Consider the following 15,095-nt stretch of genomic DNA (forward strand, 5'->3'; position numbering starts at 1 on the left):
CGTTGGTGGCGCAGTTCCGCATGCAAGCGTCGATGAGCCGGCGCGGGAACGGTTACGACAACGCGCCCATCGAGAGCTTCTTGGGGGAGGCTCAATAACGAGCCGATTCACCATCGGCGTTACTCGATACGCCAACAAGCCCGGTCGAAATCGCCGAGGACATCGACCTGTTTTACAATCGCCAGCAACGGCAGGCACGGTAAGGTGACTTGTCGCCGGCAGCATTCAGGCAGCAATACCTTTGGCAAGGGACCGCTGCTTAACACCGTGTTGGCATACACAAATTCCGACCGACCTCACGCGATGCCAAGCCGTTAGTCTGCTGCGGTTCACCAGTCAATGCCAAGGCCGCCAGTATCACCCTACCTGGGTGCATTGCGATTCCTGCAAGTCGCGCCACAAGATTTTTCCACTGCTCGACTTGGGCAGGCTATCCAAAAACTCGACCAAGCTCGGGACCTTGTAGGCGGACATGTGCTGTCGGCACCACAGGACTATATTCTCCGCAGTTACTGATGTTTCCCACCCCGGCTTGAGAACAAGAAGGGCCTTCACTTTTTCGTTGCCTTGTTTATCCTTGAACGGAATCACGCAGGCTTCATGCACCGCATCATGCTGATACATCAGGCTTTCTATTTCCGCCGGCCAGACCTTGTAGCCGGAGACATTGATCATTCGTTTAAGCCTGTCCCGGATAAAGAAGTAGCCTTCCTCATCAACATAACCGAGGTCGCCGGTCCGCAGGAAACGCTTTCCCTCCAACCCGATAAAGCTGTCGGCATCGGCAGTGGGATTGCGCCAGTAGCCTAGCATCACCTGGGGCGCATGCGTGACGATTTCGCCGACTTCACCGATCGGCAATTCCTGCAAGGTCTCCGGATCAATGATCCGCGAATCAACATTAAACGTCGGAAGGCCTATGCATTGTCGTTTAGGCCGATCCAACGGATTGCTATGCAGGAAAGAGGCGGTCTCCGATAGGCCATAGGCTTCACTGTAGATGACCTTGAAGTCGTCCTGCAGCATCGTAGCCACCGCCTCCGGCATAGCCGCGCCACCACCGCAAAGCAGGGCCAGGCTGGATAAGTCATAGTTGGCCAAATCGGGGGCGGAAAAGCAGTCGATCACCATGGCCGGCGGTGCCGCCCAGACATTGACACGGTAGCGCTCAATCAGGACCAGGGCTGCCGCACGATCCCAGCGTGACAGCATAACGATGGTCGCGCCCAACTGGATGGGCACGTTCATGCCGTTTTGCATTCCCAACACATGAAACAGCGGCGCCACCGCCAAGAAGACGGACGACGGCTGCAGCTGCCGCCATACCTGCGCAGCGATTGTCGCGTGCATGACCGTACGGTGCGCATGCATGCATCCTTTAGCCTTGCCCGTGGTGCCTGAGGTGTAAGGCAGAACGCACAAGTCGTCACAGCTTGCGTTATTCCTTCCCGGCGCAAGCTGGCCAGCCAATGCGTCAATCCACCTAATAGTGCCTGGGCTCGCGACAGCGCTACGAATCTCCTGCACTGCCTGCGGCAGCGGCAGAGTGGTGGGGGTAGTCAGGTAATCAGCATAGGAGTGCACGATTACATGCTCAATGGCGCCAGAGCGAAGCCACGGAGCCAAGCGCTCGAACAACTCTTGCGCCGCGAATGCCACCCGGGCGCCGCTGTCAGTAATGTAATGCTCAAGTTCCGGTGTCAGGCTCATCGCGTTGACCGGCACGGCTACTGCACCCGCACGCAGGATCGCGTAATAGGCGACGATGAACTGCGGGCAGTTCTGGGAAAACAAAACGATGCGGTCACCATGGTTGATCCCGCATCGTTGCTGCAGATAACCAGCCATTGCGTCGACTTCGCTCTTGAGCCGGCTGTAGGTAATGACGCTGTCATAAAAAATGATGGCCGCCTTTGCAGGATAGCGAGCGGCCGAGACAGCCAAATTGTCATATAACGTCGTGGCCGGCGTGTCGAGATGCGCAGGATAGCCTTTGGGCCAAAACGGGTAGTGTCCAGAGCGTGCCATGAATTTCAATATCAATTAGGCCGGTTTCCATAGGCCGGCCGGTACGGGCGGCAAGGCGGTATCCACGTACCGGACTGCCGGTCCGAAGTTTGAAAAGGTCAGTCGGTCTTTATCCCGTTGTCCCGTATCACCTTGCCCCAGCGTTCGAAGTCGGCTTGCATGCGGCTTTTCATCTTCTCCGGGGATTCGTAGGCGGCAAGCGTCCCAGCGCCAAGCAACTTGGCTTGCACATCCTTATCGGCCAAGGCGGTTTGAAGTTCCCTGTTGAGGCGATCGACGACATTTTTCGGCGTACCGGCAGGCGCCAACAGGCCGCCCCATGCCACTGCGTCGAACCCGGCAAAGCCCTGCTCCGCAACCGTTTTGACTTCCGGCGTAAAGGCGACGCGCTTCGCGGATCCAACGGCGATCGGCTTCAGCTTGCCTGCCTTGATATGTGGAAGCGCCGCGATCATGTCCGAAAACATCATTGGCACTGTTCCACCCAACAGGTCCTGGATCGCTGGCGCGCTACCTTTGTAAGGTACATGCCGTATATCAAACTGCCCAAGGCTTTTCAGCAACTCGGTGGAGAGATGGCCAAAACTACCGTTGCCAGCACTGGTGTAATTCAATGCGCCCGGCTGCTCCTTGGCTTTAGTGATCAAGTCCTGCAGATTGCTTACGTCAGGCATTTTAGAAGGATTTACTACCATTACGATGGGCAGATCGTACGCGCTGCCAATCGGGGTAAAGTCCTTGAACAAATCAGTGCCCTTGTAGTTACCCAAATGCGGAAAAAGCAGGGTAGGCGTGGCTAGCATCATCAGGGTATAGCCGTCGGGAGCGCTCTTGGCTACTGCCTCTGCGCCGATCATGCCGGACGCTCCGGCACGGTTCTCCACCACGATTTGCTGCTTCAGGCCCTCACTCATTTTCTGGCCGATAATGCGTGAGGCCACATCAGTCGGGCCGCCAGGCGGAAAAGGCACGACCAGTTTGATCATCCGGTCAGGATAACCTTGCGCCGCTGCGCCGCCGGCGGCGATGCAAAGGAGGGCAGCTATTGCAAAGCGCTTGTGCATATGTTTTGCCCAACCATAGCAATTTCGTCGCCGCGTCACGGCTTGTGCAGGTCCTGCAGATTCGTTCTTAATGTTATAAAAATGTTTCATTGTCTCGGTCTCTATGAAGGGCTGTATCTGAGGGTAGCCTTTTGAATCCGACGTCATGCTAGCAGAAATGAGCGAACAATTGTTCGCAAAAAAGATAAGCTATGTGCCGTTGCAATCAAGCTTCGCACGCATATAAAGTTTGGACTGGTTACGGAGAGGGTATGGAGAAGGAAGCAAAAGAAAAAAGGGACGAGTTGCTTGATTCATTGTCAAAGGGACTAGCGCTGCTGCAATTGTTTGCATCGGAAGGCGCTAGCCTGACGATACAAGATGTTGCGGAAAAGCTTGACGTGACCCGGGCCGCAGCACGCCGTCTGTTGCATACGCTATTGCATCATGGGTATGTTGTACAGGAAGGGAAAGCGTTTTGGGTGACTCCTAAGGTGATTGAGCTTGGCTACGCGTACTTTGCCGCCATGGACCTGCCCACGCTGTCGCGCAACCCCATGCGCATACTTGCCGAGCAACTTAACGAAACCTGCTCGCTCGCTGTGCTCGACAGCTCGTCAATCGTTTTAATTGCGAGAGAAGAGCCTAAGCAGATGGTCAGGCTAGATATGACAGTCGGAAGGCGTATGCCGGCCTATGCACACTCGCTTGGGCGGGCGTTACTGGCCTTTCTGGACACCGAGCGATGGGAAGCCTATCTAGCGAACACTGAGCTGAAAAAGCTGACTCAATTCACGATATGCACACGCAGCGGATTGGAACGCAAGCTGGCTCAAGTGCGCGCGGAGAACTACAGTCTTTTGATCAGCGAGATGGTCGATGGGCTAGCCGGACTGTCTGTGCCACTGCGGGAGCGCGACGGGCGCGTAATTGCATCACTAGGCGTTAGCATGGTACTTGGAAGCCGTACTGAAAAACAAATTATCAAGCAATGCCTGCCAGCGCTCCGCGAAACAGCCGGCAGGATTGAAGCGCTACTGCATGCAATGCGCAAATAAGCACAAGGCCAGCTTCGCAAGCGCGCTCTTGGGATTTGGCTTGGATGATTCCCTGATTTTCATTCTTTATTAACCCAGTCTTCCGCTGACTCTTGATCCACTCGGTTCACTTAGTCCCTCATACGGAATTAGGGCATATTGGAGCGGGGGTGGGGCAGCCTTGGGCAAAAGTGGCGTGGTCATTTCCATGCGAGATTAACCCTCTTTTCACTTGGGACTGATCCAAAGACTTTCCACCGGTAGCCCTTGCCGATCGCGGCCAGCGGCGGCTTGGAGCGGATGAAAGCTCAATGAAAATTAGGGGCGAAATAGTGTGAAAATCAATAGTCTGGAACTTGCGACGACCGCTGCTACGTTTGCTCTCCTTTCCGGCCGCCTGTCATAAAAGACGAGACGTGCATCGGTCATGTTGAAACAGGGGAACCGGTTGGGCCTGAAAGCCTGACTTCATGTGAACCAAGCCAAGTGCCTTGAAGGAAGCGCACCTGGTTTATAGGGGGAGGTGGCACAGCGACGTGCCGCCCCTACCCGAAGTACATGGAACGGTCAGGAATCCTTTCGCGCCGATTCATACCCAGCGAAGGAATGCTTCAGCGTGGCGTGATTGAGCAGAGTCTCGGCCTTGAGGCGCTGTCCAGCGGCATCGAAGATGCGGGTGCGTACCCAATAGGACTCCGTGCGCTTGCTTTCCGATAGGGCAACGATCTCGCGCCGGATCAGGTAGTCCTCGCCGACAAACAGCGGCCCGTCGACCATGCGAATCTCAAGGTCGGCGAAAAGGCCGACGACCGGGTGCTTCACTGGGAACCTGGCCGCGGGGGTCGTGTATTCGGCTAGCACACTAACCATTTCCAGCGGAATGATCGCGCGGCCCCAGGGCGAGGAAGAACCGTCTTCATACCAGGGACAATTCTCCGTGATTCGCGCCAGTTTCTGCTTCAGCGAGAACGGGTAGAGCTTTCCCATATGCTGTTCCGCGTCCATTCGTACCGGCTCGTCTTCCGAACCAGTCATTCCCACATGCAGGTCCGACAGAATGACGAGTTGCCCGGGTGGGCGCAGTTGCGCCATGCGTTGTTCCAATAAAGTCGGTCCATGGCCCGGACCCAAGCTGGCGCTGGCTTCGAGTACAGGCGTGCCGTCTGCCTTCTCGGCCCATGCCCGTAAACGGGTAGCGCCGGACTCGGGGACTTCGACGAAAGCGCGCACTGATTCGCCTTCGACTACCATGTTCTGGAAATGCGCCGAGAAACAGCCGCGCTCGAACCATGCCTTGCCCCAGACGTGCTCCAGCAAGGGCACGAACTGGCTGAAGTGCGTCGGCCCTTCAATGGGCCCGGCGCGAAAGCCAAGTTTCTCCGCCATTGCGTCGTCATGGATGGAGCTATGGCCGCTGTATTCCTGGTCAGCGAGCATCTGTTGCGGCTGGCGCAGGGGCCCGCACAGCGAAAGGGGGGTATCGAAGTTCATCGTGTGTCCTGTCGAAGTGAATGATGTGCGCGAGTGCATCACTTGAACTCGGGCTCTTCCCACCAGGGAAAGAAGGACGGCATGTCGGTGGATACCTTATTGGGAAACACTGCCGGGCGCTTCTGCAGAAATGCCGTCACGCCTTCATGCGCATCCTCGGACTGGCCGCGCGCCTGGATGGAGCGGCTGTCGATACGATGCGCTTCCATCGGGTGTGCAGCGGCTGCCATCCTCCACAGCATCTGGCGGGCAAGGGCAACGGACACCGGCGCGGTATTATCGGCGATCTCGCGGGCAAGCGCCTGTGCGGCGGGCAGCAACTCGTCAGGGGCATGCAGTGAGCGCACCAGCCCGTGTGCAAGCGCTTCTTCCGCACCGAAGACCCGGCCGGTCATGCACCACTCGAGCGCCGTCTGCATGCCCACCAGGCGCGGCAGGAACCATGATGATGCGGCTTCAGGGGTGATGCCGCGGCGCGCGAAGACAAAGCCGAAGCGCGCCTCGGTGGAAGCCAAACGCATGTCCATGGGTAGCTGCATGGTTGCGCCTATGCCTACCGCTGGCCCATTGATGGCGCCGATGACAGGCTTCAGGCTTTGGTAGATGCGCAAGGTGTTGGTGCCGCCACCGTCACGGTATACGTCGCCGACCTTCAGTGATTCGCGCGAGAGGTCGCCAGGATTCGCTTGACGGTCGAATGTCGAGCCGCCCGACGATAAGTCGGCGCCTGCGCAAAACGCTCTGCCGGCGCCGGTCACGATGACGACGCGCACGTTGTTGTCGGCATCGGTCTCGTCAAACAGCGCGATCAGTTCCGCGCGCATCTTTGCGTTGTAAGCATTGAGCTTCTCGGGTCGATTGAGCGTGATGGTGGCAACGCCCCGGTCAACGCTATAGAGAGTGGTTTCAAGAGTTGGCAATGGCATGGGATCTCCAGGTAATGAAAGGTGCCCGGGCCGCAACGGCGACGCCAGGGCAAACATTTTTAAAGCACTTTAGAAGGCATCACCGTGCGTCGTTCAGCATTGCTGCCAAGCGCTCACGGATCAATCTTTCCGCTTCCGACATGATGCGATCGATGAGTTCATTCACCGTCCGAATCTCATGGATCGAGCCGGCAATCATGCCGCAAGAGCATGCCCCCGAATCCATGGCGCCGCGGTTCAGGATTTGCGAGTAGACGCCGGCCACCCCGGTCGCGATACGATGGCATGCCGGATTCCAATAGTTCATTGATTCGTGTATTCATAAGTCGTTTGAACAAATTCTCCTTGGCTTGGCGCTTTCGTTGATCGTGGCGCATTGCAGATCGAGCCGCACCAGGCTCAGCCGCGCTGACTGGCGTCAAGCTGCGCCTGCAATTCCACCTTGCGAACCTTGCCGGTGGCCGTCATGGGCAGCGCGCCGACGAGCCGGATTTCGGGCACCTTGTAGATCGCCATGTGTTCCCGGCACCAGGCCTGCAGCGCGCCTGCGGTGACATCGTTTTCCTGATCCGGGCGCAAGCGGAGGAATGCCACCGGCACTTGCCCCTTGTCCGGGTCGGAGCGGCCAAGCACGGCGGCTTCCAGGACGGCCGGATGGCGCGACAGCAAGACCTCGAGTTCTGACGGGAACACGCTCATCCCGCGCACCTTCAGCATTTCCTTGCGTCGTCCGAGGAAGTGCAGGTAGCCCTGGGCGTCATAGGCGCCGATATCGCCGGTGTGGAACCAGCCATCGCGAAACACTTCGGCGTTCAGCTCGGGCCGACCCCAGTAGCCCTTGAACAGCGACGGCGTCCTGACGACGATTTCTCCTTCTTCGCCGGCAGGCAGGACCGCATGGGTATCGAAGTCACAGATCTTGATTTGCGTGCCGGGCACCGGGAGACCGACGAAGATCGGGCGGCCGTGCAAATCCATATCGCCGGCCTGCATGCCGGTGGTGAAGGTATCGCTGGTATGCGTTTCGGTCATGCCCCACGCCCCCTCAGCCAGCGTGCTTCCGGTCAGCTCGAACCAGCGACGGCGGATATCCGGCGTCAGCTTGCGCACGAATGAGGCGGTCCTGGCGCGCCGCAGGGATCGCAGCTGGTAACGCGCCAGTTCCGGATGGGACATCAGCTCGAGAACATTGTCGACGACCATGAACATACGGCTCACCTCATAACGGTCAATCGCCGCCATGACGGCCCGCGGGTCCCAGCGTGCGAGCAGCACCACGGTAGCCCCGGTAAAGATGGGCGAGATCAGGCCGAGGTTTTCTCCGGCGATCCAGAACATCGGCAGGAAGTTCAGCACCGTCTCGGCGCTCTCGACGACCGTGCCGTCCGCCCTGACCGCTCCGCTCACCGCGTACGACGTCGCCGCTGTGTAGAGCATGTCCCGCTGCGTGTGCATGCAACCCTTGGGCATCCCGGTCGTGCCGCCGGTGTAGTTCAGTGCCGCGATGGCGTCGAGATCGATCGTCACGCCGGGCGGAGAGGCGTCGAACGCGCGCATAGCCGACAGCAGGTCGATCACGCCTTCGATCTGCTGGGGCGGATTGTCCAGACCCGTGGGCAGGGGCAGTTCGGGCTGCGTTGGCAGCATTTCACCCTGGCTGGTGGCAAACACCACGCATAGGCCGGTTTTCGGCTTTACGGAAAGAACGGTCGGCGCGAGCTGGTCGAGCACGATGGCGACGGTCGCGCCCGCATCGTTGAGTTCATAGACTAGCTCCTCTTCCCTGAACAGCGGGTTGACCGGCACATAGACGGCGCCGAGCTTCAGGATCGCATAGAACGCGATGTGGAACTGGGGGCAGTTGCCCAGCATGACGGCGACGCGGCTGCCGGCGGCGACGCCATGGCTGGCAAGCAGGGCCGCGCACCGGTTGCTCTGTTCATCAAGCTCGCGATAGCTGATCCTTGCGCCGTAAAAATTGATGGCCGTGCGTTGCGGAGATGCGCGCGCCCAGCCGCGCAGATAGTCGCCCAGCGGCTTTTCGCCCCGTGGATAGATGGGCTTCATCGGCAGATCGGCTGGCCAGATACGGCGGTGGGTTGCTTCCAGTTCGTCAATGAACCGTGATTCGTCCATTTCCCGTTTCCTTTCCATGTCACCAGGCATCGATGTAGCCGCGCGCCGGCCTGTCGGGGCGGGCGGCGCCGGCGGCCAGCCCGGTCGATAACCATTGGCGGCTTGCAGCCGGGTCGATCACCGCGTCTACCTCGAGCGCCGCAGCGGCATTGATCGCATGGCCGCGTTCGTACATTTGCGCGACCAGGCGCTGGTAAAGCGCATCGCGTTCCGGGCCTTCGGGCTGCGCTTCCAGCTCCTTGCGAAAACCCAGGCGAACCGCGCCTTCCAGTCCCATGCCGCCGAATTCGCCGGTTGGCCAGGATACCGTGAAGCTGGGGGCACGGAAGCCGCCGCCGGCCATCGCCATGGCGCCCAAGCCGTAACCCTTGCGCAGCACGATTGCCAGCAATGGCACGCGCAGCTTCGCGCCGGTCACGAACAGGCGGGATACGTGCCGCACCTGCGCCCGCGCTTCCACCTCGGGGCCGACCATGAATCCCGGTGTGTCGATCAACGAGACAATCGGCAAGCCGTGAGCGTCGCACAACTGCATGAAGCGTGCGGCCTTGTCTGCCGCGTCCGGGTCGATGGCGCCGCCCAGGTGGCGCGGGTTGTTCGCAATGATGCCCACCGGCCGGCCCTCGATGCGCGCGAGCGCCGTGTGAATGCCGGTGCCGAACCCGGACCGCAATTCCAGCACGCTGCCGGCGTCGGCGATGCCCGCGATGGCGGCGCGCGTGTCATACACCCGCAAGCGGTTTTCCGGGACGATGCCGCGTAGGGACAGCGGCTCGGGCGCCTGCCAGTCGCTGACCGGGCCCTGAAACATCGACAGGTAATGCTTCGCCGCCGCCACCGCGGCGGCTTCGTCATCGACCAGCAGATCGATCACGCCGTTATGGTGCTGGACGCTGGCCGGCCCGATGTCCTCGGCGCGGAACGTGCCGAGGCCGCCGCCTTCGATCATCGCCGGACCGGCCATGCCGATGTTGGCGTCCCGGGTGGCGATGATGACGTCGCAGCATCCGAGCAGCGCGGCATTGCCGGCGAAGCAGCGGCCCGAAACGATACCCACCACCGGCACTTCACCGCTCAGCTCGGCGAACTGCGCAAACGCTGGCTGGAACAGGCCGGCAACCGTGGGGAAATCGATGTCGCCCGGCCGGCCGCCGCCGCCTTCGGCGAAGATCACGGCGGGCAGCCGGTTTTTCAGGGCCACTTGCAGGATGCGGTCTGTCTTGGTGTGGTTGCGCTTGCCCTGGGTGCCGGCAAGCACCGTCGCATCGTAGGCAAGTACCACGCAGCGCGAACGTTCCGGCGCGAACATGGCGCCGTTGATGCCGCCGATGCCGGTAATCAGGCCGTCGGCCGGCGTATTGGCGATCAGGTCTTCCTGGGTGCGGCGGCTTGCCTGCGCAGCGATCGCCAGTGCACCGTATTCGACAAAGGAGCCCGGGTCGCACAGGTCGTCGACGTTCGCGCGCGCGGTGCGCTGGCCACGCGCATGTCGCTTCGCGACCGCGTCCGGGCGGGCCTCGTCATACAGGAAGGCATGGCGATCGATAACGCGCTGCAAGTCCGGCCGGATTGCGCGCGGGTCGCTTGCCTTTGTGCTCTGCACGGCATGGTCGGCGGCTTCAATCGGTTCGAGTACGAACAGCACCTGGTTTTCCAATATCTGCGTGCCGGCCTGCATGCGCACGTCGATGACACGGCCGGCGCTCTCGGCGACGACCGCGTGTTCCATCTTCATCGCGTCGATCACCGCGACCATCTGCCCGCGCTGAACGATGTCGTCTTCCTTTACCGTCAGTTCGATGACCCGGCCGGCCATGGGAGCGCGGATGGCGATCAGGTCTTCCTCTATCGCCTCATCAAGGCCGGCGGCGCGTGGCGTGGTTGCCAGGTGGTCCGGCGCGGCCAGGCTTGCCTGCGCGCCGCGCCCGGCGTCGGCCGCCGCGATGCGCTGCGCGGATTCCAGCAGCTGCGGCAGGATGGCTTCGAAATGGCGGGTATGCACCAGTTGGGCGGCGAAGTCTTCGCGCTCGGCGAGCGCGCGCAGCAGTGGCAGATTGGTCGGCATGCCGACGATACGGAATTCAGCCAGCGCACGCTTGAGCCGGCGCACAGCGTCGCTGAACTGGGCGCTTCCCGAGAAGACGATTAACTTGGCCAGCAAGGTATCGTAATTCGGCGATGGCTCGTAGCCCGTGTAGCCATGCGTATCGACGCGCACCTGCGGACCTGTGGGAGGGTCGAAGCATTCGAGGCGCCCGTGCGCTGGGCGCGCCAGGCCCTCGGCATCGATCGATTCGGCATTGACCCGTGCCTGAATTGCATAGCCGCGCGCCCTGGGCGGAGCTTCCGGGTTCAAGCCGAGATCGCGCAGACTGTGGCCGGACGCGATGCCGAGCTGCAGCGCCACCAGGTCGGTCCCGGTGACCAGCTCGGTAATGGTGTGTTCCACCTGCAGGCGCGGATTGGCCTCGATGAATACAAAGTCGGTTTGTTCGCCGGACTGCGATTCCTCGACCAGGAACTCGAAGGTGCCGAGACTGCGATAGCCGACGCTCTTGGCCAACGTATGGGCCGCGGCAATGATCCGCTCCCTGAATTGCGGCAGCAGCGTCGGGCTCGGCGCGATCTCGATCAGCTTCTGAAAGCGGCGCTGCAACGTACAGTCTCGCTCGCCGAGCGCGAGCACGTGCATGCCATCGCCGACAATCTGGACTTCGATATGGCGCGCGCGTTGGACCAGGCGTTCAGCATAGACCGCGTCGACGCCGAACGCGGACCTTGCCTCCGACCGGCAGCGCAAATAGGCTTCACCCAACTGGGCACGCTTGTGCACCGCGCGCATACCGCGTCCGCCACCGCCTCCGATCGCCTTGATCACGATGCCGGCACCGTTCTGGGCCTCGAAGAAGCGCTCGATCTCTTCCAGGGACGCATCGCCACGGGTCGCAGGCATGACGGGAACGCCGCATTCCGCAGCGAGCGCCAGGGCACGGCCCTTATCGCCGAACAGTTCCAGGTGTTCCACCGCCGGGCCGACGAAGCAGATGCCCGCCTGCATGCAGGCCTGCGCAAAATCGGCCCGTTCGCTAAGGAACCCGTAACCGGGATGGATTGCATCGGCCCCGGTCGCCTTGGCGGCGGCGAGAATCGCGGGGATGTCGATATACGCCGCTGGCCCGGTCCCTTCCAATGCGATCGCCTCATCGGCGAGCAGGCGATGCCGCGCATTCGCATCGTCCCGAGCATAGACGGCAACGGTGGCGATGCCGAGGTCGCGGGCCGCGCGTTGCACCCGAAGCGCGATTTCACCGCGGTTGGCTATCAAAAGCTTCTTCAAGCGTGGCTCCTTTTTCAACTGCGCGAATCGCGCGTAACAGGGTGTCATGATGCATGCGTGACGGGATGCGCCGCATCAGGATTGCTTAATCGTTGGGTCGCGTGGGATGTCCAGCGCTTTTAAGAGGAGGTTGAGGGTGATCGTGCTGCATCGGGGTACAGGTCGTGCCGCACGGCCAGCACGCGTGCGCGCGCATCATCCGCGCAATTGCGGTGAAACCGCGATGCCATCCGCGGTGAAGCCCTGGGGCAGTCCGATGCGGCGCGTGCTTGTGATCGCGATCGCAATCGTCATAAAGATTGCAAGGCAGGACAGCGGGGTTGCCGGGACTTGGATCGACTTGTTTGATCTGGTTGACTGTACCGGTTGCCTGACTCGTCGTGCCGCGGTGTTGATGTCTTTTCGCGAGTGCCGATGCATGCAGCTTGTCTCCCTGACGTTGTTACGTCTTATCTAAGCAAGTATTCAACCCTGGCACTCCGCCGGTGAATGCGTCGGCACAGGTTAGAACCGCCTGATGAAACCGTGTTTCATCGCGCTAAATGCTAGCACTCTGTCTCCTGCCTGTAAATCGATTGTCCGGCTTATTGACCGTATTGCGTGAAACGAGGCTCCCTTTCTTCCTGCGGAAAACCTGGAATTTCATTTTTGCAATGCAAAACACCTCAGGAAGAATGTAACCATGCCGTTAAAGGCTGCATCCCGTCCATGTATTTATTCGCCCTTGTGGCGCCATAACGATGCGCAAAGTGAAGGGATGTTTTTTTGGGAATTGATTATTTAATGCCGCATTCGGATTGCCCGGCTGGCCTTCTTGGACCATAACTTCATTTCATGCGTGGGGCCGGGTGGCATTCGATCAGGACATGAAAAAGATAGGGAGGAGGGATGGCATGGGCGCGCAGGAGCCACGAGCAAAAATGCTTGGGAGCACTGCACTAATTCAATCATGGCACTGACCCCGGACAATCTACCGTGGCCTTTTTCTCCCGGATAGATTTTCACTCGACATGAAAGAACTGCGCAATTCAGGCACGCTCTGATGTCGACCATTGTGTATGGCCAGGAGCACGACTGTCCAGCATTGAACATTTTTTAAAATATTTTTCGCTGTTGGCGGGATATGGGAAATATCTCTCGAATAGGCGTTCTGACTCGGGAGCCGTCATTGGTAAGCATAAGAGATTTCGCATCGTTTGATGGGCCGACAATAAGGCCTCGTTAATGGGTAAGAGGCTCGTGAGGTTGTTTTGTCCAGCGAAACACAATTTCGCTTTTGTTGACACATGGGCTGCGGGCCGGTAGATTTTAAAAGGGATCCCAAGCCCACCCCATAAAGCAGCAGTCCCGAGACTGCCGGAGCAGGAGACAAACAGGCATGAACGAGCTTCAGGAAGAGACTTATCTCGAGAAACTGGCCGATCTGCAGTCGCGCAACTGGCCCGCAGGCATTCCTCACGAACCGACTTATCCGCATGGTGTAGCAACGATAGACGAATACCTGCGCAAGTGGGCCAGACAGCAGCCCGACAAGCCCGCGGTCATTTTCTATGGCACCCAAATCAGCTATGAAGAGCTGGACCGTCTGAGCGACCGTTGCGCTGTCCTGCTGCACCGGCATGGCGTGCGGCAGGGCGACCGGGTCGCGGTGATGCTGCCCAACTGTCCCCAATTTCACTTCGCCTTTTTCGGCATCCTGAGGCTGGGCGCCGTGCATGTGCCGGTCAACCCGCTGTTCAAGGAGCATGAGCTGGCGTATGAGCTGAACGATTCCGGTGCCCGTGTCGTCATCGTGCTCGACCAGCTGGCGTCCATGGTCAACGAGGTGCGCTCACGCACTCCGGTGCAAACCGTCATCAGCACCAGCTTCCAGGACATGCTGCCCGACACGCCGGCGATCCCGGTGCCGCCCAGCGTGAAGGCGCCACGCCTGCCGCTGCTGCCGGATACGATCGACATGATGCCAGCGCTCGCCGTGTGCGCCGAGGCGCCGCCGCGCGTCGCGCCCGACCTCGACGCTGTCGCCGCGCTGAACTACACCGGCGGCACGACCGGCATGCCCAAGGGCTGCGTGCATACCCAACGCGACATGCTCTACACCGCCGCCACCACCTGCACCGTCGCCAACGATATCCGGCAGGACGACATCATCCTCAACTTCCTTTCGCTGTTCTGGATCGCCGGCGAAAACTTCGGCCTTATCTTCCCCGTCTTCGGCGGCAATACGCTGGTGCTGCTGGCGCGCTGGGACGCGGTCGGCGTCATGGCTGCGATCGAGCGCTACCAGGTCACGCGCGCCGGCATGCTGGTCGACAATGCGGTCGAGATACTCGACCATCCTGACGCCGGCAAGTATTCGATGCGCAGCCTGAAGGCAACGCGCGTGTCCTCCTTCGTCAAGAAGATCAACCCGGCCTATCGCCGCCGCTGGTTCGAACTGACCGGCACCGTCATGGCCGAAGCTGCATGGGGCATGTCGGAGACGCATACGTGCGACACCTTCACGACCGGCTTCCAGGAAGGCGACGCCGATCTCGCCGGCCAGCCGGTGTTCGTCGGCCTGCCGGTGCCCGGCACGCTGATCAAGATCTGCGACTTCGAAACAGGAGCGCTCAAGCCGCATGGCGAAGAGGGCGAGATCCTGGTCAAGACGCCTTCGCTGCTAAAGTCGTATTGGAACAAGCCCGAAGCCACCAGCGAATCGCTGCGTGATGGCTGGCTGGCGACCGGCGACATCGGCGTGTTCGATGCACAGGGGTGCCTGCATTTCCTCGGACGCCGCAAGGAGATGCTGAAAGTGAAGGGCATGAGCGTGTTTCCGACCGAGCTGGAAGCGATGCTGGGCCAGCATCCGGCGGTGCTGGGCTCGGGTGTGATTGGCATCGCCGACGAACAGCGCGGGCAGGTGCCAGTCGCCTTCGTGATGGTGGACCCAGCCGCCGGCCTCACCGAGGACGCATTGCAGGCATGGTGCCGCGACAACATGGCCAGCTACAAGGTGCCGCGCGTGCGCATCGTCGAACAGTTGCCGATGACTGCCACGGGCAAGGTAAAGAAGCATGAACTCGAGGCGCTGCTTGCGCCGGGAGCGTAGCGG

General features: G+C 60.4%; 10 protein-coding genes and 1 pseudogene. 4 read left to right on the forward strand and 7 right to left on the reverse strand.

Features of this window, described 5'->3' with window-relative positions:
* Nucleotides 1-203, forward strand: a pseudogene (locus tag IGW04_RS25880) (IS3-like element ISBvi4 family transposase); the annotation flags it as partial.
* A 154-nt stretch (nt 204-357) separates the two neighbouring features.
* Here IGW04_RS25880 and IGW04_RS20245 read toward each other — a convergent pair.
* Both IGW04_RS20245 and IGW04_RS20250 read right to left on the reverse strand, forming a co-directional pair.
* Complete coding sequence (locus IGW04_RS20245) at nt 358-2,028, reverse strand: long-chain-fatty-acid--CoA ligase (RefSeq protein ID WP_194714912.1); 1,671 nt, start codon at nt 2,026-2,028, stop codon at nt 358-360.
* Between the two features lie 98 nt (nt 2,029-2,126).
* Entirely contained in the window at nt 2,127-3,092 is a 966-nt protein-coding gene (locus IGW04_RS20250) for a Bug family tripartite tricarboxylate transporter substrate binding protein (protein ID WP_194714959.1), read from the reverse strand.
* Between the two features lie 251 nt (nt 3,093-3,343).
* On the opposite strand from IGW04_RS20250, the gene IGW04_RS20255 reads away from it, so the two are divergent.
* Nucleotides 3,344-4,129: an IclR family transcriptional regulator domain-containing protein gene (locus IGW04_RS20255; RefSeq protein ID WP_194714913.1), complete on the forward strand. Its 786-nt coding sequence runs from the start codon at nt 3,344-3,346 to the stop codon at nt 4,127-4,129.
* A 546-nt stretch (nt 4,130-4,675) separates the two neighbouring features.
* On the opposite strand, the gene IGW04_RS20260 is transcribed toward IGW04_RS20255, so the two are convergent.
* From IGW04_RS20260 to IGW04_RS20280, 5 genes are all read right to left on the reverse strand, one after another.
* Complete coding sequence (locus tag IGW04_RS20260; protein WP_194714914.1) at nt 4,676-5,599, reverse strand: hypothetical protein; 924 nt, start codon at nt 5,597-5,599, stop codon at nt 4,676-4,678.
* 38 nt (nt 5,600-5,637) lie between these two features.
* Nucleotides 5,638-6,525 carry a crotonase/enoyl-CoA hydratase family protein gene (locus IGW04_RS20265; RefSeq protein ID WP_194714960.1) on the reverse strand — a complete coding sequence of 296 codons (888 nt, stop codon included), beginning with the start codon at nt 6,523-6,525 and terminating at the stop codon, nt 5,638-5,640.
* Between the two features lie 79 nt (nt 6,526-6,604).
* A complete protein-coding gene (locus IGW04_RS20270) occupies nt 6,605-6,832 on the reverse strand; it encodes a hypothetical protein (RefSeq protein ID WP_194714915.1) in 228 nt (75 codons plus the stop codon).
* Nucleotides 6,833-6,924: 92 nt separating this feature from the next.
* Nucleotides 6,925-8,661 carry an AMP-binding protein gene (locus tag IGW04_RS20275; protein ID WP_194714916.1) on the reverse strand — a complete coding sequence of 579 codons (1,737 nt, stop codon included), beginning with the start codon at nt 8,659-8,661 and terminating at the stop codon, nt 6,925-6,927.
* A gap of 19 nt (nt 8,662-8,680) precedes the next feature.
* Complete coding sequence (locus IGW04_RS20280; protein WP_194714917.1) at nt 8,681-11,998, reverse strand: acetyl-CoA carboxylase family protein; 3,318 nt, start codon at nt 11,996-11,998, stop codon at nt 8,681-8,683.
* A gap of 136 nt (nt 11,999-12,134) precedes the next feature.
* On the opposite strand from IGW04_RS20280, the gene IGW04_RS25885 reads away from it, so the two are divergent.
* The gene (locus IGW04_RS25885; RefSeq protein ID WP_228527257.1) at nt 12,135-12,455 is read left to right on the forward strand and encodes a hypothetical protein; all 321 of its coding nucleotides are present in this window, start codon (nt 12,135-12,137) and stop codon (nt 12,453-12,455) included.
* Nucleotides 12,456-13,376: 921 nt separating this feature from the next.
* Nucleotides 13,377-15,092: an AMP-binding protein gene (locus IGW04_RS20285; RefSeq protein WP_194714918.1), complete on the forward strand. Its 1,716-nt coding sequence runs from the start codon at nt 13,377-13,379 to the stop codon at nt 15,090-15,092.
* The last annotated feature ends 3 nt before the right edge of the window (nt 15,093-15,095 follow it).

The sequence above is a fragment of the Noviherbaspirillum soli genome (assembly GCF_015352955.1).
GTDB lineage: Bacteria > Pseudomonadota > Gammaproteobacteria > Burkholderiales > Burkholderiaceae_D > Noviherbaspirillum_A > Noviherbaspirillum_A soli.

What these genes read in the sequence shown, in the direction of transcription:
- IGW04_RS20245 (WP_194714912.1), bottom strand. Translation starts at nt 2,028, where the DNA reads ATGGCACGCTCTGGACACTACCCGTTTTGGCCCAAAGGCTATCCTGCG.
- IGW04_RS20250 (WP_194714959.1), bottom strand. Translation starts at nt 3,092, where the DNA reads ATGCACAAGCGCTTTGCAATAGCTGCCCTCCTTTGCATCGCCGCCGGC.
- IGW04_RS20255 (WP_194714913.1), top strand. Translation starts at nt 3,344, where the DNA reads ATGGAGAAGGAAGCAAAAGAAAAAAGGGACGAGTTGCTTGATTCATTG.
- IGW04_RS20260 (WP_194714914.1), bottom strand. Translation starts at nt 5,599, where the DNA reads ATGAACTTCGATACCCCCCTTTCGCTGTGCGGGCCCCTGCGCCAGCCG.
- IGW04_RS20265 (WP_194714960.1), bottom strand. Translation starts at nt 6,525, where the DNA reads ATGCCATTGCCAACTCTTGAAACCACTCTCTATAGCGTTGACCGGGGC.
- IGW04_RS20270 (WP_194714915.1), bottom strand. Translation starts at nt 6,832, where the DNA reads ATGAACTATTGGAATCCGGCATGCCATCGTATCGCGACCGGGGTGGCC.
- IGW04_RS20275 (WP_194714916.1), bottom strand. Translation starts at nt 8,661, where the DNA reads ATGGACGAATCACGGTTCATTGACGAACTGGAAGCAACCCACCGCCGT.
- IGW04_RS20285 (WP_194714918.1), top strand. Translation starts at nt 13,377, where the DNA reads ATGAACGAGCTTCAGGAAGAGACTTATCTCGAGAAACTGGCCGATCTG.